Here is a 23,230-nt window from a genome sequence, read left to right on the forward strand (position 1 = left end):
CCGGTCAGCCGGATCCCGGACTCATCCCTCGGCGATCGCCGTTCGACGCTCGAGCAGAACAGTGTCGCGCCACACGCCGTCGAGTTCGGCGATCTTCTCACGAAGGCCGACCGTTCGAAACCCGGCCGAATGATGGAGCGAGATGGAGGCACGGTTCTCCGGGAACATCGACGTCTGCAGAGTCCAGAGTCCGTCGGCGTCGGCGGCCATGACTTGCTTGCGCAACAACGCCTTTCCGACGCCACGACCACGCATGCCGTCCGCAACGTACACGGAGTTCTCGGCAACCCCGCGGTAGCAGTCACGCTCGGAAACCGGACTCAACGCAGCCCATCCGACAACAACACCCCCGATAGTCGCCACCCATCGATGCTGCGGCAGCCACCGTTCGTGGAGATGCTCACGCGAGGGGACCTCAGCGGCAAAGGTGGCATTTCGGGTGTCGATACCCTCGCCGTAAATACGGCGAACCGCATCCCAGTCGTCGTCGATCATGGCCCGGACAGAGACATCGTCGGGCAGATCACTCGGGCAGCACGGACGCGGAGCAAGGACTCCCATCACCACATCCGCCGCCTGCGGCAAGGCAACGCAACACGTCGGACTCATCGCGACGACCGTGCTCGTCCCTTCCTTACGCATGGTCACAAAACCCACATCGGCGAGCTTGCGCAGGTGGTGCGACACCGTCGGTTGCCCGATCCCCAACGCCTCGGCGAGCGCTCCGACGGTAATACCACCGACCGCGCTCGCTACCCGGTGAAGCAATCGGACGCGCATCGGCTCGGCAAGGCAGGCGAACCACTGCGCGTAGGTATCGGCATCGCCCTGCGCGAGGACGGAAGAACGGATCTGATCCGGGTCCGAATCGCCGACTCGCACCGTCGGAGTCTGCAGCGAAGTCATCTCTCCACTATATCGACAGCTGTCGATGGTTGCCTACATTGATGATCGTCGATACAGTTTTCCGTAGATCGATAATCGTCGATGAAAGGCACGAAAATGAACCCCCTACCCGTTGTCGTGATCGGGGCCGGCCCGATCGGCCTGGCAGCCGCAGCAGAACTGCGCGAGCGCGGACTCACACCCCTTGTATTCGAGCGCGGAACCACAGCCGGTGCTGCGATCTCCGAGTGGAATCACGTTCGACTGTTCTCCCGGTGGTCCGAACTCGTCTCCCCCGCCGCGCGGCGACTCCTCGACCAGAATGGATGGAGCTCACCCGACGGGCAGACCTATCCGACCGGCCGGCAATGGCGCGAGCTCTACCTCGAACCACTCGCCTCGGCCCTCGCCGACCTGGTCCAGTTCGACACCGAGGTGATCGGCGTCGCTCGACGCGGACGTGACCTGGTCGTCGACGCCGGACGCGACAGCGAACCCCTCTCGATTCACCTGCGGCGCCGGGACGGAACCGAGGATCGGATGTTCGCCCAGGCCATTGTGGATGCGTCCGGCACCTGGGGCACCCCGAACCCGCTCGGTGGTGAAGGTCTTCCTGCACTCGGCGAAGGCGCTGTGGGTACTGCGATCCGGTACCGGGTTCCTGATCTCGACGATCCGGCAGTGCGGGCACAGTTCGCCGGAACGCACACCGTCATCGCAGGTAGTGGCCACTCCGCGCTGACGGCGATCGTTGCGCTGTCAGGGTTGGCAGAGCAGGCTCCGAGCACCCGCATCACCTGGGCGGTCCGCCGAGGAAACATCGGCTCTGCATTCGGAGGCGGCGACGCTGACGAACTGCCCGCGCGCGGCGCCCTGGGATTGCGCGCAAAGAAGGCCGTCGAGGATGGCCTGTTGAGCGTCGTCAGCGGCTTCCGCACCACAGAGGTGACAACTACCCCTTCGGGACAACTCATACTTGCCTCCGATGCGGGTGATCGCATCGAGAACGTGGACAACGTCATAACGCTGACCGGCTTCCGCCCCGATCTGTCCTGGCTCTCGGAAATTCGACTCGGCCTCGACCCGGTCTTACAAGCACCGGTCGAGCTTGCTCCGCTGATCGACCCGAACGTCCACTCGTGCGGCACCGTTTACCCGCATGGCGCGAAGGAGCTTCGCCATCCGGAGCCGGGGGTGTACTTGGCTGGAATGAAAAGCTACGGCCGAGCACCCACCTTCCTGGCGATGACCGGCTACGAGCAGGTTCGCAGCATCGCAGCCGAGCTCGCCGGCGATCACGAAGCAGCGGCCCGCGTCGAGTTGGTCCTTCCGGAGACCGGAGTCTGCGGCGGCGCAGGCATTTTCGACGAACCTGACACAGCAGAAACCGACACAGGGAAAGCCGAGGGCGGATGCTGCAGCGCCCCCGCTCCGAAACTGATCACGCTGTCTGCACCGTCCGGCAACACCTGCGGATAGAAACAGTCCTTGACGACGGAACCAGCCCGCCGGGCTGCCACATCCGGCCGAACAAGGCATGCTGATCGTGTGCATACATTCGAGGTCTGGGCGCCCACACCGGAATCGGTCCGGGTCGAAGTCGACGGCATCACGCACGAGATGGACCGGACCGACGACGGGTGGTGGCGCGCCGAGGTCGACTGCGACAACCGCGCTCGCTACGGCTTTGTCGTCGACGGTGAAACACTCCCGGATCCGCGTTCACCACGCCAGCCCGAAGGCGTGCATCTCCGCTCCCAGTTGCATCAGCTCGACGAGGCGTCCTGGACCGACTCTCAGTGGACCGGACGACAACTCCCAGGATCATCGGTCTACGAACTGCACATCGGAACGTTCACCCCCGAAGGAACATTCGACGCCGCGATCGAACGTCTCGATCACCTGGTAGACCTCGGCGTCGGCTTCGTGGAAATCATGCCGGTCAACAGCTTCAACGGAACTCACAACTGGGGCTACGACGGTGTGCTCTGGTACACGGTCCACGAGATCTACGGTGGCCCGGACGGATTGCAACGCTTGGTGAATGCGGCCCACGAACGCGGACTCGGCGTGATTCTTGACGTGGTCTACAACCACCTGGGCCCGTCGGGCAACTACCTCGAAAAGTTCGGCCCCTACATTGCCGATGGAGCGAACACCTGGGGCCGAACGATCAACATCGGCGGTCCGCAGTCGGGCGAGGTTCGCGAGTACATCATCGGGAATGCCCTGCGATGGATGCGCGATTTCCACATCGACGGTCTACGCCTCGACGCCGTCCACGCGTTGGTCGATCACACCGGAACGCACATCCTCGAGGAACTCGCCGTCCGAACGGAAACACTGTCGGCTCATCTGGGTCGACCGCTCACGTTGATCGCCGAAAGCGATCTCAACGACGCCACTCTGATCACGCCACGAGCGGCCGGCGGGTTCGGCTTGGACGCGCAGTGGGACGACGACATCCACCACACCATTCACACGGCCGTGTCCGGCGAACGCCAGGGTTATTACGCCGACTTCGGATCCTTGGAATCCCTTGCAAATACATTGCGGCGCGGTTTCTTCCACGCCGGAACGTATTCCTCGTTCCGTGGACGGGTTCACGGCCGGCCGATCGACATCACGCATCAGCCCGCCAGCGCCCTGCTCGCATACACGTGCACCCACGATCAGATCGGCAACCGCGCGATCGGGGACCGCCCGAGCGCCTATCTGACGCCAGGACAATTGGCGATCAAGGCGGCGCTGGTCCTGCTATCGCCGTACACGCCGATGCTGTTCATGGGCGAGGAATGGGGAGCGACCACTCCGTTCCAGTTCTTCACCTCGCATCCGGAACCGGAACTCGGCGAGGCCACTGCCAAAGGCCGCAAAGCGGAGTTCGCGGCGCACGGCTGGAACAGTGACGACATTCCGGATCCGCAAGACCCACAGACATTTCTGCGATCGAAACTGGACTGGGACGAGCGAGACGACGAGACACGCGCTCGCGTCCTGGCCTGCTATCGCGATCTACTTGCCCTGCGCAGGAAGCGAATCGAGATCACCGACCCTTGGCTGGGGCACCTGCACGTCGACTACGACGAGGACGACCAGTGGATCACCCTGCGCCGCGGCGCATTACAGATCGTGTGCAATCTGGGAACGGACGCGGCCTCGGTCCCGGCCGGCGGAACCCCCATCCTCTGGTGGGATCCGCCGACACAGGACGAGACCGCGTCCGCAACAGTGGTGCCGGGGCACTCGTTCGTCGTACTCGAAAGCTGACTAACTCTCGAGATTCCGGTATTAACGCTTCGCGTTCTCTGGTGTACTCCGCAGCATCCTCAACACCAATGCGGCACTGACGAACAGAACCAAAGCTGTTGCACCGGCAGCAACGTGCATACCGTCGACAAACGCCGACTTCGCGGAATCGGCAAGCACCGAACCGAGTTCACCAGGTAGGTACGTTGCTTCCTGCAGGGCACCGCCGAGTGTGCCCTGTGCAGCGTGCGCCTGATCTGCTTCGAGCATCGAGGTGTCGATTCCCTTGCGGAAGATCGCCATCACCACGCTGCCCAGGATCGCCACGCCGAGCGCGATGCCGAGTTCGTACGCGGTCTCCGACACAGCGGAAGCAGCGCCGGCGCGTTCGGGTTCCACCGAACTGACCACGAGATCCGATGTCAACGTCAACGCGACACCGACACCAGCACCGGCCAGACCGAAGCCGATCACGAACATCAACGGGCCGCTGTCGACGCCGAGCGCGAGCAGCATCGCAGCACCGATACCGGCAACCGCGAGGCCCGCGCTGAGCACGTGAGACACCGACCACCGGCGAATCAACCAGGCTGCCGCAACCGCGGTGAATGCGCTGAGCAACATACCCGGGAGCATCAGCAGGCCGGCGTCGAGCGCCGAGTTACCCAGCACCAACTGCAGGTACTGCGAGCCGAAGAACAGGACACCTGCCAGCGCGAAGATCGAGAGCAGGTTGGTGATGACGGCGGTGGAGAACGACGCGTTGGCAAACAGCTTCAGATCCAACATCGGATCCTTCAGCATCCGCTGACGACGCACGAACACGTAACCCGCCGCGAGACCAACGAGGCCGATCACCAGCAACGTGATGCTGACGCCGTGCACCACGGATTCCTTGACCGCGTACACCAGCGGCAACATGGTCGCCATCGACAGACCAGCGCTGATGAGGTCGAATCGACCCGGATTGGGGTCCTTCGACTCCGGGATCAGGATCGGGCCGAGTACAACCAGCGCGATCATGACCGGAATGTTGATCAAGAAGACCGAACCCCACCAGAAGTGCTCGAGCAACCAACCACCGACCAACGGGCCGGCCGCTGTACCGCCACCGGCCATCGCGCCCCAGACACCGATCGCCTCGGTGCGCTGACGCGGGTTGACGAAGATCGTGCGGATCAGACCGAGGGTGGCAGGCATCAGCGTTGCACCGGAAATACCCTGCAGCACGCGGGCGGCAATGAGCATCTCGGGACTGACAGCGAGAGCGGCGATGATCGAGGCGAGACCGAAGCCGACTGCGCCGATCAGGAGCAGTTTTCGCCTACCGATCCGGTCGCCGAGCGTACCCATGGTGATGAGCAGACCGGCGAGCACGAACGAATAGACGTCGATGATCCACAGCAACTGCGTGCTGCTCGGTTCGAGGTCGGCGCTGATGAACGGAAGCGCAAGATCGAGCACCGTGCCGTCGACTGCGATGAGCAACACAGCAAAGGCAAGGACTATCAAGCCCGCCCAGTCACGCTTTGTCGCCCGAACCTCGTCGGGATTGATTGCAGACGTATCTGCCGACACTGACATTGCTCCCCTGCGACTTTCTCTGAGTTCTTTCGAAAAGACTTCACTGCACCGTCCAGCCGGTACAGTAGGTCTACGGTAACAGTGAACCGTCCGAGCGGTAAAGTTATTTCCGGGTAGGGTCACATCACATGGCTGCCGACACTCGCGATCGAATTCCCGACGCACTGGAGAAGCTGCTGCTGGTCAGCGGCGTCGCCCAAGTCACGCTCGAAGGCGTTGCCGCCGAAGCCGGGGTTTCCAAGGGCGGACTTCTCTATCACTTCCCCAGCAAGGAAGCACTGCTCGCGGCGATGGTCCGCAGACTCGGAGAACGCTCGGATCAGCAACTCGAAGACGCCGTAGCAGGCGGTACGACGGTCACCGAGTTCTATCTGCAGATCCCCGATGCGAACGAAAGCGAAGAACTCTCACTCTTCCGGTCGATCATCGCGGCACTGAGAACAGTCGACGGACAACACGACGAAATCCAGAAAGCCGTCACACATGTGATGCGGAGCTGGGACAAGGGCCTTCAGACCGAGATCGCCGACCCTGTGCAGGCCGAGATCATCCGACTCGTCGGCGACGGCCTGTATTTGGCGGCGATGCTCGGGCTCCCCCAGCCGGATCCCGAACTGCATCGACAGGTGGTCGAGCGACTGCGGCCATGACCGGGGGCGTCTCTTACGTCAGATAGCGGTACGCCGGGCTTCCCGGCTCGAGCCTCTCGGACTGCATCGGCGCGCGCTCCATCCGCTCGAGTAACGCCGCCAACCCGTCGGCGGAACCGAGTTCGATACCCACCAACGCGGCACCCGTCTCGCGATTGTTTCGCTTGACGTACTCGAACAGCGCGATGTCGTCGTCCGGCCCGAGCACGTCCGAGAGGAAGCGACGGAGCGCTCCCGGTTCCTGCGGAAAGTCGACCAGGAAGTAGTGCTTGAGCCCGAGGTGAACGAGCGAACGCTCGAGGATTTCGCCGTAACGAGAGACGTCGTTGTTGCCACCGGAGATCAGGCACACGACGGTTGAACCCGGCTCGAACGTCAAATTCTGAAGTGCCGCAACGGAAAGCGCTCCCGCGGGTTCGGCGATGATGCCCTCGCTCTGATACAGCTCGAGCATCGCCGTGCAGATAGCGCCCTCGTCGATCTGATTGACGACAAACGATCCCGAACCGGACCGTGTCTGAAGTTGACGAGCCACGAGCGGCAACGACGCGTGCGACACCACGGCGGCACCCAGACGTGAGACGACCTCGTAGGGAACATCGCCGATCCTCTTGACCGCTGCTCCGTCGACAAATGGATCGACGTCGGGAAGAGTCACCGGGCCCCCGGCAACAAGAGCGGCCGTCATTGACGCCGCACCGGACGGCTCGATCCCGACGATCGACGTCTTCGGCGACCGTTCGTGCAGGTAGGTGGCGATGCCCGCAATGCAACCGCCGCCGCCGACCGGCACGACGATCGTGTCGAGAGGGGCGTCCAATTGCGTGAGAATCTCCGCTGCGATGGTTCCTTGCCCCGCAGCGGTGCGCACGTCGTCGAACGGGGGAACCATGGTTGCGCCGGTTTCGGCTACGTCCTCGGCGGCCGCAGCAGCGGCGGCGTCATAGGTCTCACCGATCATGAACAGTTCGACAAACGCTCCGCCGTGGGCGCGAATGCGATCACGCTTCTGCTTGGGGGTATTGGCCGGAACGTAGATCCGACCCTTGATCTGCATCGTTCGGCACGCGAAAGCAACACCCTGCGCATGGTTACCGGCACTGGCAGTCACTACGCCGGCACCGCGTTCGGCCTCGTTGAGCTGAGCGATCAGGTTGTACGCTCCACGAATCTTGTACGAACGAACGCCCTGGAGGTCCTCGCGCTTGAGGTACACGTGTGCCCCGGTCAACGCCGAAAGACGGTCGCTGTACTGCAGAGGTGTCGCCGCAATGACGTGCTGAATTCGCTCGATGGCCGCGTCGATCTCCTGCGCGTCGAGCGCGGGGACGGTGGACTTCGTTACTACGACATCGGGCGAGTTAGACACCCCGCCATTTTCGCACGTCGGAGATCAACCTTCCCACCACCCCGCCCCGCATGGTCTGCGAGGCAGGGTGGCGGTAGGTCAGCCGCGAGGATCCAACTGTGAGGGACGTGGCACGTTCCGCAGATTCGACTTGGCCATCTGCACTGCCTCGCCGACGCCGCCGTTCATCACCATCTTCGACATCGCCAAAGCGAAGCCCTTCATCTGACCACCGGTGATGGTGGGCGGCAACGACAATGCCAGCGGATCGGTCACCAGATCAACCAAGGCCGGACCGTCGTGATCGAGCGCGGCGCGTAGGCCCGCTTCGATATCCGCGGGATTCTCGATTCGGCGCGAAAAGATACCGAGCGCAGCAGCAACCGCCGCGTAGTCGACCGCGGGCACGTCGACCCCGAAATCCGGAAGGCCGTCGACCAGCATCTCGAGCTTGACCATTCCGAGCGTCGAGTTGTTGAACACCACGATCTTGACCGGCAACTTGTACATCGCGACGGTGACCAACTCACCGAGCAGCATCGACAATCCACCGTCGCCCGACACCGAGATGACCTGACGCCCCGGACTCGACCATGCAGCACCCATCGCGTGTGGGAGCGCATTGGACATCGATCCGTGCAGCGCCGAGGAGATGAAGCGTCTCGATCCGTTCGGATTAAGATAGCGCGCCGTCCACACGTTGCACATCCCGGTGTCGGCGGTGAAGATTGCGTCGTCGGCTGCCAGATCGTCCAAGATCGATGCCGCATACTCGGGGTGAATCGGCGTGCGCTGCTTGACCGGATCCGTGTATGCACCAACCACTTTGGTCATCAGAGTGTTGTGCTTGGCGAGCGTGTCCTCCAGGAACCCGCGGTCGGTCTTTCGATCGAGCTGCGGAATCAGTGCGCTCAAGGTGCTCGCGACGTCGCCGTGCACAGCCAGGTCCAGGCTGGTTCGACGCCCCAACCGCTCGGCCGCGATGTCGATCTGAGCAGTGCGAACGTCGTCGGGCAAGAACTGATCGTAGGGAAAGTCCGTACCGATCAGGAGCAGGAGATCGGCGCCGTGGATACCGTCGTGCGCCGCACCGTAACCGAGCAATCCGGTCATCCCGACGTCGTATGGATTGTCGTACTGGATCCATTCCTTGCCACGCAGTGAATGCCCGATGGGAGCGCCGACGGTTTCGGCCAACGCCAGAACCTCCGCGCGCGCATCTCGCACGCCCGCGCCGGCGAAGATCGCAACCTTACGCGAGCCGTTGATCACATCTGCCAACGCCTTGACGTCACCGGCATCCGGAACGACTGTCGGCCTTCGGGTTTCGACGAGCGTCGGCGGGGTGCCTTCTGCCGGACAATCGGCGATGTCCCCGGGAAGCACGATCACCGAGACGCCGTTTCGAGCCACCGAATGCTGAATCGCCGACTGCACCACGCGAGGTGATTGGACTGCCGTGCTGACGAGTTCGGTGTAACTCGAACATTCGATGAAGATCCGCTCGGGATGCGTTTCCTGGAAGTAACCCATACCGATCTGGGCACTCGGAATGTGCGAGGCGATCGCGAGGACCGGAGCGCCCGAACGATGAGCGTCGTACAGGCCGTTGATCAGGTGAAGGTTTCCGGGGCCGCAGGATCCGGCACACACTGCGAGTTTTCCGGTGATCTGGGCATCCGCTGCGGCCGCAAAGGCGGCTGCTTCCTCATGCCGGACGTGTATCCAATCGATTCCGCCCTTCTCGGAACCACCGGTGCGACGAACCGCATCGACGATGGGATTGAGACTGTCACCGACAATGCCGTAGATCCGACTGACACCCACGTCAACGAGCTGCTGAACCAATTGATCTGCAACGGTTTTCGGACTCATCAGACCTCCATGACACACTCACGGGAGTCGGGATCGCCGACCCCCGGGAGTGACGATTTACTTGTGATTGATGAAGCGCTTCTTGTGGAATGCGGGGTTACTTGGGTTCGAGCACGAACACCGGAATCTCACGATCGGTCTTCGTCTGATAATCGGCGTAGTCGGGGTACGCAGCGACAGCGCGCTCCCACCAGACCGCCTTCTCGTCGCCGGTGACTTCCCGAGCAACCAGGTCGAAGACCTGCGTCGCGTCACGCAGCGTGACGTGCGGGTCGGCTTTGACGTTGTAGTACCAGACCGGATTCTTCGGGGCGCCACCGAGCGAAGCCACAACGGCATACGAACCGTCGTGCTCGACCCGCATCAGCGGCGTCTTCCTGACCTTGCCGGACTTTGCCCCGATGGTCGTGAGAACGACGACGGGCATGCCGTTCATGTCGTTTCCCTCGGTGCCACCGGAGTTCTCGATGCGTGCGACCTGATCGGCGGCCCACGACGCTGGACTGGGTTCGTACTCACCTGTGATTGGCATGTATACCAGTGAACACCCACTCGAGCACCTTGGCCACCGAACCACGCCGACCAGGCCTGTCGCCCGCGCACTCCCCTGGTTGATCGATTAAGTGAGCTGCCGATCAATAAAGTTCGCTTGCCCGAACTCTCATCTCTGGCTACTCTGAAACCACAGCTTCGAACAGCCGTATCGGAAAGGGACGAGATGACCACCGCCGATATCTCCACTCGCGAATCACGCCCCTCCCCCGACTATTGCGTCGATCTGGCCGGAACTCGGTGGCCGCTGTACAAGATCGAAGCTCTCGTGGTCGGGTTCGTGCTGTTCGTCGTCGCCGGTGCCGTCACGCAGTCGATGCAGGTGGCCGTACTGACTGCCGCAACGGCCGCTGTAGTCACGTGGTGGGTACGGCGCGTGCACTACTCACGCACCACCTGATCACCGCACTCCCCCGAACTCCCGCGAACCACGAAGGGACCTTGCTGCATCAGCAGCAAGGTCCCTTCGTTCGGTTCAGGTCCGCTCGGCGGTCAGACCGTCAGGCAACTCGGTCCGAGCAATGCCTTCAGGTCGCCCATCAGTGCCGAGGACGGTTCGACCCGAAGGACGTCGTCGACCTTCCACAAGCTGATTTCGGTTCCGCCGATCAGTCGGACATGGACATCGGACGTCCCCGGATGCCTGGTCAACACCTGCTTGAGAGCACTGAGCTTGTCCTTGGTGCATTGCCGAAGCGGCAGCGAGACCGACAGCGGACGCGCAACCCCGATCGCCGAAATATCAGGTACCGCAAGGTCGTTGCCGATCAGTGACATCCGATCGTCTCGGATCGAAACGCGAGCCTTGACCAACACGATGGCATCCTCGGCGATGTCCATTCCGTACACGGCGTACGCCTGCGGGAAGAACAGCACCTCGATTCCACCCACGAGATCTTCGAGCTGCACGATGCACCAGGTCAGACCGTTCTTGTTGACCCGGCGGTCCACCGAGGCGATGATGCCGCCGAGAGTTACCTGGGCACCGTCCTGGACGCCGCCTTCCAAAATCGCGGCGATGGACGTGTCGGACTGCTGGCGAAGAATGTGCTCGACGCCGTTGAGCGGGTGACCGGAGACATACAGCCCCAGCATCTCTCGTTCGAGCGCCAGGCGATGCTTGGAATCCCACTCTTCGTCAGGAATCTTGACGTCGAACACCGAGGTGATCGACTCGTCCGCCTCGGCACCGCCGAAGAGGTCGAACTGTCCGATCGCCTCCGCCTTCTTGGTGCTCATCACGGAATCGATGGCGTCGGCATGGACCAACATCAGGCCCTTGCGCGGATGACCCAACGAGTCGAAAGCACCGGCCTTGATGAGCGATTCGGTGACCTTCTTGTTGCAAGCCATCGCGTCGATCTTGCCGAGATAGTCGGAGAAATCTGTGAACTTCGACTTCTCGGTGCGCGCCTTGATGATCGAGGCGACGACGTTGGCGCCGACGTTGCGCACCGACCCCATACCGAAACGGATGTCGTCGCCGACGGTCGCGAAGTCGACGCGTGACTCGTTGACGTCCGGCGGGAGAACGGTGATGCCCAACTTGCGGCAGTCGGCGAGGTAGATCGCGGACTTGTCCTTGTCGTCACCGACGGAGGTCAGCAGACCCGCCATGTACTCGGCCGGGTAGTTCGCCTTGAGGTACGCAGTCCAGTACGACACGAGTCCGTAGCCGGCGGAGTGCGACTTGTTGAACGCGTAGCCGGCGAAGGGAAGGACCGTGTCCCACAGCGCCTTGATGGCGGCTTCGCTGAAGTTGTTGTCCAACATGCCCTGCCGGAAGCCGGCGTAGGCCTTTTCCAGCTCGGACAGCTTCTTCTTACCCATGGCGCGACGCAGCAAGTCGGCCTGACCCAGGGTGTACCCGGCCACCTTCTGCGCCAGTTGCATGATCTGCTCCTGGTAGATGATCAGGCCGTAGGTCTCGGAGAGGATCTCCGCGAGCGGCTCCTCCAGTTCGGGGTGAATCGGCTTGACGTCTTCCAAGGCGTTCTTGCGCTTGGCGTACGAGATGTGGGCGTCCACACCCATCGGTCCCGGTCGATACAGCGCCAAGGCGGCGACGATGTCGCCGAATCCGGTGGGCTGCATCAATTTCAGCAACTCGCGCATACCGCCGCCGTCGAGCTGGAACACACCGAGAGTGTCACCGCGGGCGAGCAGTTCGTATGTTGCCGCATCGTCCATCGGCAAAGTGTCGAGGTCGAGGTCGATGCCGCGGTTGGCTTTGATGTTCTCGAGCGTGTCGCCGATGACCGTGAGGTTTCGCAGACCGAGGAAGTCCATCTTGAGCAGGCCGATGGCTTCACACGAGGGGTAGTCCCACCCGGTGATGATGGCGCCGTCCTGGGCGCGCTTCCAGACCGGGATTGCGTCGGTGAGCGGTTCGGACGACATGATGACCGCGCAGGCGTGCACACCGGCGTTACGGATCAGCCCTTCCAGACCCACCGCGGTCTTGTAGATCTTCGCGACGTCCGGGCTGGAGTCGATGAGTGCTCGAACCTCGACGGCCTCCTTGTACCGCTCGTGCTTCGGATCGGTGATACCGGAGACAGAGATGTCCTTGGCCATGATGGGCGGCGGGAGTGCCTTGGTGATCTGATCGGCGATGGCGAAGCCCGGCTTGCCGAACTGGACGCGAGCCGAGTCCTTGATGGCAGCCTTGGTCTTGATGGTGCCGAAGGTGATGACCTGGGCGACCTTGTCGTTGCCCCACTTGTCCGTCGCGTAGCGAACCATCTCGCCGCGACGGCGATCATCGAAGTCGATATCGATATCGGGCATGGACACACGCTCGGGGTTGAGGAATCGCTCGAACAGCAACCCGTACGGGATGGGGTCGATGTTGGTGATACCCATCGCGTAGGCCACCAACGAACCGGCAGCCGATCCACGGCCGGGCCCGACACGGATCCCGACGTCCTTGGCGTGGTTGATCAGGTCGCCGACCACGAGGAAGTAGGCCGGGAAGCCCATTTCGTTGATGACGCCGATCTCGTAGTCGGCGCGGGCGAGGTACTCCTGCGGCGGTCCGCTCGGGAAGCGGCGATCGAGTCCGCGCATCACCTCGGCGCGCAGGAAGGTCTGCTGCGTGTGTCCCTCCGGGACCGGGAAGATCGGCATGCGGTCGTGGAATGCCCAGACGTCCTCGTACGACTGCACACGCTCGCCGATGGCAACGGTGTTGTCGCATGCCCCCGGTACCTCGTTGTCCCAGATGGCGCGCATCTCGGCAGCGGACTTGAGGTAGTAGCCGTCGCCGTCGAACTTGAAGCGAGTGGGGTCGGAGAGCGTCTTGCCGGTCTGAATGCAGAGCAGCGCCTCGTGATTCTCGGCGGCGTCCTTGGTGACGTAATGGCAGTCGTTGGTGGCAAGTGGCGGAATACCGAGTTGCTTGCCGATGTCGAGCAGACCCTCTCGCACACGGCGCTCGATCGAGAGACCGTGATCCATCAGTTCGAGGAAGAAGTTGTCCGGCCCCCAGATCTCCTGCCACTTCGCGGCAGCTTCGAGAGCCTCGCGATCGTGGCCGAGACGAAGGCGCGTCTGGATCTCACCGGACGGGCAACCCGTGGTCGCGATGATGCCCTCGGCGTGCGCGGCGATGAGCTCCTCGTCCATCCGTGGCCATTTACCGAGCTGGCCCTCGATGGACGCGAGCGACGACAGCTTGAAGAGGTTGCGGAGTCCGGTCGCGTTCTCGGCCACCATCGTCATGTGGGTGTACGCACCGCTACCGGAGACGTCGTCGGACTTCTGGCTGCGATCGCCCCACAGAACTCGCTTGGTGTTGAAGCGAGACTCGGGTGCGATGTAGGCCTCGATGCCGATGATCGGCTTGATGCCGGCGCTCTTTGCCTCGTTGTAGAACTGGCTGGCGCCGTACATGTTTCCGTGGTCGGTCATGCCGACTGCGGTCATTTCGAGACGAGCGGCCTCCTCGAACATGGCGCCGACCTTGGCCGCACCGTCGAGCATCGAGTACTCGGTGTGATTGTGAAGATGTACGAACGAGTCAGCCACGTGCGCCTCTCTGAAGGTCTGGGAGCGAGATCGAGTGTATGCCGCGCTGCCGACACGACCGGCGACCGACGTAGCGGAGTCGCCGTGCGCCGCCTCCGGTCACGTGACCGGAACCTCGGGTTCGGCGCTCGACCTCACCGAACGCCGCGAACGTCGACTGGCGACGAAGGTGTCTGTCGTGAAGATCACCAGTGCAGCCCAGATCAGAACGAAGCCGATCCAGCGTGAGGCCGGCATGTCCTCGTGCATGACGGCCACACCCCACGCCATCTGGAGCGCCGGGGTGAGGTACTGCAGCATGCCCATCGTCGCCAACGGAACTCTCTGAGCGGCGACGCCGAACAGGAGCAGCGGCAGCGCGGTGACCGGGCCGGCGGCAAGCAGCAACAGGCTGTGCCCGGTACCGCTGCTGATGAATGCACCGGCCCCGGTCAGGCCGAGAAACACGAGGTAGCCGACCGCGAACGGTGCGGCAACGACTCCCTCGGCAGTCAAACTGGTTCGAGGATCGAGCGGAACCACCTTCTTGACCAACCCATAGGTGGCAAACGAGCCGGCGAGCAGCAAAGCGACGATCGGAGGTTTCCCGAAGTCGACCGTGATCACCACAACTGCCGTGGCAGCGAGAACGAGCGCGGCAATCTGGGCGGGACGCAGTCGTTCGCGGAAGATCACGACGCCGAGCAGAACGGTGACCAGCGGGTTGATGAAGTACCCGAGAGCCGCCTCCACGACGCGGCCTGACACCACGGCATAGATGTACGTCCCCCAGTTCACGGCGATCGCCGCTGACGCCGCGGTCACCAGCAGCCAGGTGCGTGCGCTGATTCCGCGAAGCGATCCGAGGCGGCCGGCAAAGGCCAACACGATCAGCATCAACAGAAGGGTCCACACCACCCGGTGCGCCAGGATCTCGACCGGATCGGCGAAGTCGAGTAGTCCGAAGAATGCCGGGAACATTCCCCACAACAGGAACGCAGCCACACCGTAGAGGATCCCCGAGGACGAACCGGACCTAGCGCGTTCGTCCTTGTTCACAGAACCGGAGTTCACGGGACCGGGCCGTCGTCGGGGCCGGGAGCAACGACGTCCACGTACTCCGGCAGCAAGGGGCGGACAGCTGCCAGCCACGGCGAGGCGTCGGACGGCAACGCTTCCACTGCACGGACGTTCGAGTCATGTTCGATCGCTTCGAGTCCTTCGGGAGTAGCTCGCACCAGCACGCCCACCGCGCAGGCGCACCCGGCGGACAATCGCTTCGCCGACGCGAGCGCCACCTGTTGCTGACGATCGGTGTCGCCGCCGAGCGAGACCAGTCGCGTGGCTGCAACCCCGGGCGATCTGCGCACTGCTTCGTCGTTGTCGGGCACGGGCACCGACATGAGCGGCGTCTGGACGCGTTCGATCGGAACTCGGAACATGACCCTGGACACGCGAACGCCCGAGACCTCAGCGCCCGGCACCTGAACACTGCTGGTCGACGTGATGACCTCGCCGACGGTGAGTGCCTTCGTGAACGAGACCAACGCCCACGCCGGCCCGTCGACCGACGCAACAGAATCTCGCGCTCGGTCGAGGTAGTCCGGGACAGCTTCCCCGCTGTCCGGACCCAGAGTGTCCGTCCGGATCGGCGGGGTCGGCACGGGATTCGCGAACCCCACGCCCACCACCGCCGCCACACCGACCACCACCGCGACGACGGCCGGCGCGGGGGTAAGCCCGCGCGGTGTCATGAGGACCGGAGAACTTCGAGTGCGTGTTCGAGATCCTTCGGGTACTTGCTCTTGATCTCGACCCAGCGACCGTCCGCCGGATGTGCGAATCCAAGAGACACGGCGTGCAACCACTGGCGCTCGAGGCCGAGCCTTTCGGCAAGTCGAGGGTCCGCGCCGTAAGTCAGGTCGCCGCAGCACGGATGGCGCAACGCCGAAAAGTGGACACGGATCTGGTGTGTGCGACCGGTTTCGAGGTGCACGTCCAGCAGACTCGCTGCCTGGAACGCCTCGATGGTGTCGTAGTGCGTGACGCTGGGCTTGCCGTCGGCCGTGACCGTGAATCGCCAGTCGTTCCCGTGATGGCGTCCGATGGGCGCGTCGATCGTTCCGCTGCTCGGGTCGGGATGTCCCTGCACGAGAGCGTGGTAGCGCTTGTCGATGGTCCGCTGCTTGAAAGCGCGCTTGAGCAACGTGTACGCGCGCTCGGATGTGGCAACCACCATGACACCCGACGTTCCGACGTCCAGGCGGTGGACGATGCCCTGACGCTCGTGGGCACCGGACGTCGAGATGCGGAAACCGGCCGCGGCAAGTCCGCCGATGACGGTCGGTCCCGTCCACCCGACGCTGGCGTGCGCGGCAACTCCGACGGGCTTGTCGACTGCCACGACGTCGTCGTCGGCGTAGAGGATCTCCATTCCCTCGACCGGTGTCGCTTCGATGGTCAGGGGCCGCGGCGGTTCGGGCAGGACTACCTCGAGCCACGACCCTGCGGTCAGACGATCGGACTTGCCGACGGCCACACCGTCGACGAGTACCGAGCCTTCTTCCGCGAGTGTCGCGACCACGGTGCGCGAGAGTCCGAGAAGGCGCGCGAGGCCGGCATCGACGCGCATGGCATCGAGACCGTCGGGCACGGGCATCGAACGGGATTCCCTCACTTGGTTTCTCCCTCGGCTGCAGCCTTCGATTCGGTGAGCTTCTTGTCGTCCGCCTTGTGATCACGCAGGCGTTCACCGTTGGGTTCGAAGCCGAACAGTGTCAGGACGACGAGCAGAATCGCGCCACAGACGATCGCGGAATCCGCGATGTTGAACACCGGCCACCAGCCGACGGAGACGAAATCCACCACATGTCCGCGCATGATTCCGGGAGAGCGGAAGAATCGGTCGACGAGGTTACCCAGCGCGCCGCCGAGAACGAGGCCGAGACCGAGCGCCCACCACGGTGATCGGAGCGTGCGACCGATCTTGATCACACCGATGACCACACCGATTGCGACGAGAGTGAGGATCCACGTCATCGACGTCGCCATCGAGAACGCTGCCCCCGGATTGCGCACCATCGTGAATGTGACCACGTCACCGATGATTTCGATCGGCTGCCCCGGTTTGACCGCGGCGACTGCCCACACCTTCGTGAGAATGTCCGAGAGCAGGATGACAGCGGCGATGGCAATGAGCATGGTCAGCCGGCGGGGCTTTTCGACCGGCGCAACCGCCAGGTCACCGTCTTCCGATTTCACGGCTTCCGGTTTCACGGTTTCGGGCTCGTCGGCCTTCGAGATTTCGGTAATCGGCTGATCCTCCGCGTTGACATCTCGGTCTGGGTGGTCTGTACTCACGCAACCATCATCCCTCATGTTCACCGCACCGGGTCACGCACTCTGCAACTGCGGCTAGCCTGGAGCGCGTGCCACTGCTGTCCACGACCGGCCGACGCGTTCCGTTCGCCCTCGCTGCCCTCGCTCTCACCACCGTTCTCACCGCTTGCGGCGGTTCGGATCAACCTCCGAACACCCCGACCTCCTCGCCGAGTGAGGTGACTGTTCCGGTGACCGCCGCGACGGTCGAAGTTCTCGAGGCGGGAAGCGAGCCGCGCGAGGTTTTGCGTACGAACTTGCCTGTCGGCACCACGCAGACGGCGACGCTCGTCACCCAGGCCGTCGTGAGTCAGCAGATCGATCAACAACCGGCGCAGGATTTCTCTTCGCCGGAGATCACGATCCCGCTCTCGGCAAACGTGACCGCTGACGATCCCACCGCAGTCGTTGACCTCACGCTGTCGTCGATGACCTCGCCCGATGCAACGCTGCAGGCTGCGCTGAGCGGGGCCGACGGGTCTGCGGCCGGATTGTCGGTCACGGATTCGGGCGCCATCACCGCCCTACGGTTGAAGCCCTCCGCCAACTCGGCCAATGCTGCCCGCGCTGCAATCGAACAAGCGCTGGGCCAAGCGGTCTACCGGACCGCCGCACTCCCCGACGCTCCGGTCGGTGTCGGCGCACGTTGGGTGGTTCGGCAGCAAGTCAGCAGCGAAATCCTGCTCGATCAGACAACCACCGTCACGCTCACCGCGCGCGAGGGCAATCGGCTTTCGCTCGCGGTGGACGTATCGCAGACCCCGCAGAGCCCGGTCTGGAACCTGGCTGGTGACGCCGGAACGCTGAACATCGATCAGTACGTCATGGCCGGCTCCGGAAACCTCACCGTCGACCTCTCACTCCCCTTGCCGATCGACGGACAGATGACCGTCGGCGGCGACCAGGCATACGGCGACCCGGACAGCTCCTCGGTGATCCGGCAGACCATCTCCAACAGCATTCGGTGGGAATCGTGACACGCCGGTCGCTTCTCGCACTTGGTCTGACAGCAACGGCGGCACTGTTCGTCGTGACCGGTTGCGGCTCGGACGACTCGCCTGGTGCCGACACGACTACGCAGGTTTCCGCCCCACAGGTCGGCTTGGCGCCGTTCACGGCTGCTCCGGCCGCACCGCTGAGCGGGGCGCCTCTCGACCGTGACGGCCTGCAACGAGCCGCGCTCACCCTGTCCGAGCTACCTGCCGACTTCGACGTAGTTCCCGACCCGGTCGACGACCTCGGCCTCGCACCGGCGCCGGAAAATTCGGAGGCGGACAAGTCGAGCACCGACCCCGCCGTCTGCGCCCAGGTTCTGGCGCCGATAGCCACCCAGGCTCCCGGATCGGTCGCCGACCTCTCCGACATGTTCACCGGCCCCGATTTCACGAGCATCGATCAAGACTCTGCTTCGTACGCCGACGGCACTGCAGCAGCAGCAGCTTTCGAGAAACTTCAGACCACGCTGGCTGGGTGTGCGGAGTATTCGGGAACCGATGCCGACGGAACGACAATCACCTATCGCGTCGGCGGAGCGTCGGACCCGAACGTCGGCGACGCGTCTTTCGCTTTCCGAATCATCACGGAGAGTGGCGGTTTCACCTTGGTTGCCGACGCGATCGTGGCCGCAGTCGGGACGACGTTGACTCAGGTGTCCGCGACGGCGCCGAGTCCGATCGCCCCCGATGTTCTCCACTCGATGGCATCGGCCGCCGCAGATCGCCTGCGCGCCCAGTCACCTTAAACAGTTCGGCCGGAAACACTCTCGCGAACCTCCGGACTATGTTCTTGTGAATGGAATTGCCTCGCTGACGCTTCTGTGGTCTGTCAGCGCTCGGAAGATCGCTGTCTTCGGCCTTGGAACACCAAAAGGACGGCGGCGTTCGCAGAGCGCCGACAGCCCTCGATTCCGTTCCGTTCACTGGCACCCTGGCGAGCGTGCGAATGCATCTACGACCGCAGTGAACAGCACCGTCTCGAACATCTACGCCGAGCAGGGAATGTCAATTGGTGACGGCCACCGCGCCCGCGTCGACCGACTGGCCGTTAAGGCCCGCAAAATATCGGCTCGATGTCCGCACGCGCCGGCGTATCGAGATCAGGGTGCCTCATTCGGCAGGCGTCATTATGCACACGTGCTCACGCTCGGCGAATCCGCGGCCGGCGGCGTACAGCTCGCCAACCTGGGTACGGGCCCATGCCTCGGCCTGTTCCGTCTCCGGCTCGTGTACCCAGTAGATCGCAAGGTACGAACCGTCCGCGATCTCGGCCGCGACCGGTCCGCTCGCCGGGAAGCGCAGGTCCTTGAGTCGCATCGGCGCCACCCAACGGCGACCTGCGAACCAGCCTGGACCGATCATGCAGCCCGAGTAGATATGCTCAGTCGGGATGTAACCGGTCTCTTCCAGGTAAGGCAGGTAGACGTACGACTCGACGTCACAGCGCACACCCGGGTACCGATTCCAATACCAGGTGCCGCCGAAGTCCGTTGCGGCATCAAGAATCTTGAAGTTGGTGACACCGACTTTCTTCAGTTCGACGCCAGCACTGATGCCCACGAAGCCGGCGCCGACGATGAGCACGTCGAGATCGGCGGTCAACGGCGGTGCGGTGCGAGAATCGCTCGCATTCGGATCGCTGTCGAACGATGCGAAAGTACCTTCGAAATCAATCGCCTGAACGGTGTCGGCCCCGGTATTCGGCAGACGTTTGTCGCGCTCGGCCGCGTACTTCTCCCGAAACGATTCGAGATCTTCCACCTTCCGTTGTGATACCCAGAGGTGCGGATCTTCTCGCACAGGTTGCCTTCGACAGTCGCGGAACCGATACGGTCCGGCAGATTTCTACTACTGCCGGACCGCCTCGGCACTGGGTCCGGCTCGCATCATGGATCCGACTCAACTTGTACACCAACTCAATTCATACACAGACAGTCGATGAAAGAGTGGCCATTCGCGCCTACGAAGGCGGGGACCGGAACCCGAGGGTCATGCCCCCGCGCGCACCACCGGGGGCATCGGATAGGTGCCGTCGATCAGCTGCGCCAGGGGGCCGTAGAAGCGAGCCGCAATCTGGAAGCCATCCGTCGCGGAGACAGGAAGCCAATTCCTGGCAAGATCAGAATCAGAGGGTCGCTCAGCCTGGAGGTAGAACGTCAACTTCCCGTCCCGAACGGCGTATTCTCCGGCTCGCGCGAGGTAACTCGTTGCGCTGTAACGGTTCTCAGAGTTTTCGATAAAGTACCCCTGAGAGTCGTATACCGGGAGCTCCCAGAACTCGGTGACCGGCGGCAAATCCTCCACGTCGAATGTAATGGTGTAGCAGTTCGCACCATCGAGAGGGAAACCCTCGGCGTCGTCGAACAGGTAACCAATTGTGTGGGACTGAAAGGGCACTGGGGTGCCCCACGCCACGTCGTTAGCACCAGCTTTGGCACGGTAGTCGAGATCGTCGTAGAAAAGGCTGGATTGCAACTTCCACCCGCTCATATCCACCTGCGTCTTCTCGAATGCCTGCCTGGCATCGGTCCGCGCCCGCGCGAATCCGCGATCGATCACCTCGCGCTGTTCATCGGTGATCTGCGAGGGGTCGAAGCAAGTCCCCGGACGCAACCCGAGCCGAGCGAGATTCGCGAGGGCTTCCCGCTCCTTTACCGAATCCGACCGGCGAGTCATGGAAGGATCGTTGATTACCAAACTCAGGAGCTGTAGATAGTCGATCGCGGTCATCGACTTTCCGATGTCGGCAATCAGGTCCATCCGCGGAAACGTGGCGTAGTCGGACTTGACAATTGGCTGATCCACGAGGTCCGGAACGCGGCCACCGCCGGCGTGCCACAGCGAAAGTGGAGCCGCGCGGACGCCCGTCACCGCGGCCCGTGCACCGGCCAGGTCCTGCTCAGTTCGACTCGTCACTGCCACGCGAACAGTGAGCACGAATGCATCGGACGGTGATCGCACGACCTCAGTGCCAGCGAACCCGGCCGGTAGGAGGCCTCTCCACCTCGGACCAACGATCACGTATCGCTGCGGCCCATTTCCGGTGAATTGCGATCCGGCCATGAAGAACCAGTCAATGTTCGGGCCAAGTGCCTGAATACTCCAGTACCGACCGTCAGCTACGCCCGGAGCTTCGATGACGACCGGATCGTTCGACAAGTCGAACATCCCACCGGAATAGAGCGTCGAGGCATTTACTGTCGTGGCGATGCGAACCTTGGCGTCGAACAAATCGAGGATCGGCTGGAGACGATTGAGCCCGCGATATGCCGGCTGCCCCTCCAAACCCGTGTAGACGTGCCGCAATTCGTAAAACCCGGCAAGATGTATGCCCCAGTCGAAGGCATCGGCGATCAGATCGCTGACATCGTCGACACTCAAAGACTGGTCGATCATGGTGGTCATCAAGGAACTCCTCGGGAGTCGTTACGTGTCAGTGAGATTCGCTCGACGCAAAGCCCCACACATCGCCGAAGAGGCGTCGGCGACAGCCTCCTCGCACGGCCGCAGCCTTAGCGTCGATACGCCTCACACAAATTGCGTCCCAGAACTGAACGACCCGGGCAGTGCGGCGACCGGGAGCAATCGGACTCGGGCGCCGCAACTTCCATTGACGGTCTAAATATCGACCAGCACGGTCGGATATGGGAACGAATTGAGGTTACAAGCCAATTCCTGACCAGTCAACGGTCAATTTCCGCGGCCGGCAAAGGGATTGCGGCCACCGACGTCGGATGTCACCGCGTCGGCCACCTGTTTCAGTGCCAACGCTCGGTTGGCGATTTCAAGGTTGCTGATCTCGCCGCCGACGTAGACGGTCAAAACGAGAGACTGGTGACCGTCCGCGTCGAAGGTCGGGGCCGCTACCAGGCTGACTGGGTGTTTTCCAGCGGAAGCGCGAACCGCTTCCCCGAGGAATCTCCGCTCGCCCAGACTCGACACCAGGTCACCGACAAGCTCGAGTACGGCAGGCGGCACGTCGTGCGCAGCAACCCCGGCCATCAGCCGGTGCAACCGCTGAACGGTCGGCGAGAGGTTCTCAACCAGATATCCTTCCGCCCGGCACTCGGCGGCCATCAGCCGGATGTGTTCGAAGTCTGTCCCGACAGCCAGCGCGGACTCGCTCCGCAGCCAACGTTCCAGCTCCTCGTCCGGTTCCCACAGCATGAACATGAGCCCCAGCGGCGGCGCGAACGGATACACGTCGCCGACACTGGCCGGCGGCTCGACGCCCGGGGGCGCGACCATCTCGAGAACCATGACATTGTCGCCAACCACGGCCGATGCCATACAGATAGCGCTGAACTGCTCACTCAGGCCCTCGAGACGGTCGCGCACCATCGAGCCCAGCGCAAAATCGCGCTGGGCCGCCCGCCCGGCCGAGACCAATGCTGGCCCAAGCCCGTAAGACTTGGTCTGTGTGTCACGAATGAGATATCCGCACGCGGTCAGTTCGGTCACGATGCCGAGACAGGTCGGTTTGGTGATTTCGCATCGTCGCGCAAGCTCTGAAAGACCGAAACGCTTCCCCTGGTTACGCACCAAAAAGTCGATAACCTGCACTACGCGCGCAGTGGGCGGCGACACGACCTCCCTGCCTGCCGAGCGGTCCGCCACTTCGGAATCAACCATTGACCAATCCTTCCCAAGGCACCTACAGTAACGCGCATCACCTTACCGCATCGGTCGATATTTCGACCAATTGC

Annotated in this window: 19 protein-coding genes; 6 read left to right on the plus strand and 13 right to left on the minus strand. The window is 63.0% G+C overall.

Translation table 11 applies throughout. The features are described 5' to 3' along the window. Positions 1 to 21 precede the first annotated feature (21 nt). On the minus strand, positions 22 to 906 hold the full coding sequence (locus tag A0W34_RS16765; RefSeq protein WP_058039465.1) for a helix-turn-helix domain-containing GNAT family N-acetyltransferase: 885 nt from the start codon (positions 904 to 906) through the stop codon (positions 22 to 24). Positions 907 to 1,002: 96 nt separating this feature from the next. Here A0W34_RS16765 and A0W34_RS16770 point away from each other — a divergent pair, with 96 nt between their 5' ends. Beyond that, on the plus strand, positions 1,003 to 2,364 hold the full coding sequence (locus tag A0W34_RS16770) for an NAD(P)-binding domain-containing protein (RefSeq protein ID WP_081557974.1): 1,362 nt from the start codon (positions 1,003 to 1,005) through the stop codon (positions 2,362 to 2,364). A gap of 69 nt (positions 2,365 to 2,433) precedes the next feature. Then, the gene (gene treZ / locus A0W34_RS16775; RefSeq protein ID WP_081557975.1) at positions 2,434 to 4,155 is read left to right on the plus strand and encodes a malto-oligosyltrehalose trehalohydrolase; all 1,722 of its coding nucleotides are present in this window, start codon (positions 2,434 to 2,436) and stop codon (positions 4,153 to 4,155) included. A gap of 21 nt (positions 4,156 to 4,176) precedes the next feature. Here the strand turns inward: treZ and A0W34_RS16780 are convergent, their stop codons facing one another. Beyond that, complete coding sequence (locus A0W34_RS16780) at positions 4,177 to 5,718, minus strand: MFS transporter (protein ID WP_042452853.1); 1,542 nt, start codon at positions 5,716 to 5,718, stop codon at positions 4,177 to 4,179. Between the two features lie 128 nt (positions 5,719 to 5,846). Here A0W34_RS16780 and A0W34_RS16785 point away from each other — a divergent pair, with 128 nt between their 5' ends. Beyond that, a complete protein-coding gene (locus A0W34_RS16785; protein ID WP_081557976.1) occupies positions 5,847 to 6,368 on the plus strand; it encodes a TetR/AcrR family transcriptional regulator in 522 nt (173 codons plus the stop codon). Between the two features lie 13 nt (positions 6,369 to 6,381). Here A0W34_RS16785 and ilvA read toward each other — a convergent pair whose 3' ends face one another. From ilvA to A0W34_RS16800, 3 genes are all read right to left on the minus strand, one after another. Next, positions 6,382 to 7,737, minus strand: a complete 1,356-nt coding sequence (ilvA, locus tag A0W34_RS16790) for a threonine ammonia-lyase IlvA (RefSeq protein WP_007733150.1) — start codon at positions 7,735 to 7,737, stop codon at positions 6,382 to 6,384. Positions 7,738 to 7,815: 78 nt separating this feature from the next. Beyond that, positions 7,816 to 9,591: a pyruvate dehydrogenase gene (locus A0W34_RS16795; protein ID WP_075833420.1), complete on the minus strand. Its 1,776-nt coding sequence runs from the start codon at positions 9,589 to 9,591 to the stop codon at positions 7,816 to 7,818. A gap of 97 nt (positions 9,592 to 9,688) precedes the next feature. After that, the gene (locus A0W34_RS16800; protein WP_003941666.1) at positions 9,689 to 10,123 is read right to left on the minus strand and encodes a nitroreductase family deazaflavin-dependent oxidoreductase; all 435 of its coding nucleotides are present in this window, start codon (positions 10,121 to 10,123) and stop codon (positions 9,689 to 9,691) included. 186 nt (positions 10,124 to 10,309) lie between these two features. Here A0W34_RS16800 and A0W34_RS16805 point away from each other — a divergent pair, with 186 nt between their 5' ends. After that, positions 10,310 to 10,543: a hypothetical protein gene (locus tag A0W34_RS16805; RefSeq protein ID WP_003941759.1), complete on the plus strand. Its 234-nt coding sequence runs from the start codon at positions 10,310 to 10,312 to the stop codon at positions 10,541 to 10,543. 92 nt (positions 10,544 to 10,635) lie between these two features. Here the strand turns inward: A0W34_RS16805 and dnaE are convergent, their stop codons facing one another. From dnaE to lspA, 5 genes are all read right to left on the minus strand, one after another. Then, the gene (gene dnaE / locus A0W34_RS16810; protein ID WP_003941755.1) at positions 10,636 to 14,172 is read right to left on the minus strand and encodes a DNA polymerase III subunit alpha; all 3,537 of its coding nucleotides are present in this window, start codon (positions 14,170 to 14,172) and stop codon (positions 10,636 to 10,638) included. A gap of 99 nt (positions 14,173 to 14,271) precedes the next feature. Next, positions 14,272 to 15,225 carry an EamA family transporter RarD gene (rarD, locus tag A0W34_RS16815; RefSeq protein WP_422395647.1) on the minus strand — a complete coding sequence of 318 codons (954 nt, stop codon included), beginning with the start codon at positions 15,223 to 15,225 and terminating at the stop codon, positions 14,272 to 14,274. Further along, positions 15,222 to 15,905: a hypothetical protein gene (locus tag A0W34_RS16820; RefSeq protein ID WP_064113283.1), complete on the minus strand. Its 684-nt coding sequence runs from the start codon at positions 15,903 to 15,905 to the stop codon at positions 15,222 to 15,224. Before A0W34_RS16820 ends, rarD begins: the two co-directional genes overlap by 4 nt. Next, positions 15,902 to 16,828: an RluA family pseudouridine synthase gene (locus A0W34_RS16825; RefSeq protein WP_007733161.1), complete on the minus strand. Its 927-nt coding sequence runs from the start codon at positions 16,826 to 16,828 to the stop codon at positions 15,902 to 15,904. The genes A0W34_RS16820 and A0W34_RS16825 overlap by 4 nt, the downstream gene beginning before the upstream one ends. Continuing rightward, a complete protein-coding gene (lspA, locus tag A0W34_RS16830; protein WP_003941684.1) occupies positions 16,825 to 17,511 on the minus strand; it encodes a signal peptidase II in 687 nt (228 codons plus the stop codon). Before lspA ends, A0W34_RS16825 begins: the two co-directional genes overlap by 4 nt. Before the next feature lie 68 nt (positions 17,512 to 17,579). On the opposite strand from lspA, the gene A0W34_RS16835 reads away from it, so the two are divergent. Together A0W34_RS16835 and A0W34_RS16840 are read left to right on the plus strand one after the other, a co-directional pair. Further along, positions 17,580 to 18,506, plus strand: a complete 927-nt coding sequence (locus A0W34_RS16835; protein WP_081557977.1) for a hypothetical protein — start codon at positions 17,580 to 17,582, stop codon at positions 18,504 to 18,506. After that, on the plus strand, positions 18,503 to 19,270 hold the full coding sequence (locus tag A0W34_RS16840; protein ID WP_223304503.1) for a sensor domain-containing protein: 768 nt from the start codon (positions 18,503 to 18,505) through the stop codon (positions 19,268 to 19,270). The genes A0W34_RS16835 and A0W34_RS16840 overlap by 4 nt, the downstream gene beginning before the upstream one ends. 364 nt (positions 19,271 to 19,634) lie before the next feature. On the opposite strand, the gene A0W34_RS16845 is transcribed toward A0W34_RS16840, so the two are convergent. From A0W34_RS16845 to A0W34_RS16855, 3 genes are all read right to left on the minus strand, one after another. Continuing rightward, entirely contained in the window at positions 19,635 to 20,285 is a 651-nt protein-coding gene (locus A0W34_RS16845) for an NAD(P)-binding protein (protein WP_087503813.1), read from the minus strand. Positions 20,286 to 20,513: 228 nt separating this feature from the next. Then, the gene (locus tag A0W34_RS16850; protein WP_063316143.1) at positions 20,514 to 21,929 is read right to left on the minus strand and encodes a DUF1254 domain-containing protein; all 1,416 of its coding nucleotides are present in this window, start codon (positions 21,927 to 21,929) and stop codon (positions 20,514 to 20,516) included. A 285-nt stretch (positions 21,930 to 22,214) separates the two neighbouring features. Then, positions 22,215 to 23,156 (minus strand): helix-turn-helix domain-containing protein, encoded by a 942-nt coding sequence (locus A0W34_RS16855; RefSeq protein ID WP_081557978.1) that lies wholly within the window; start codon positions 23,154 to 23,156, stop codon positions 22,215 to 22,217. Positions 23,157 to 23,230 lie beyond the last annotated feature (74 nt).

The organism is Rhodococcus sp. BH4, assembly GCF_002079265.1.
In the GTDB taxonomy this organism is placed as follows: domain Bacteria; phylum Actinomycetota; class Actinomycetes; order Mycobacteriales; family Mycobacteriaceae; genus Rhodococcus_F; species Rhodococcus_F qingshengii.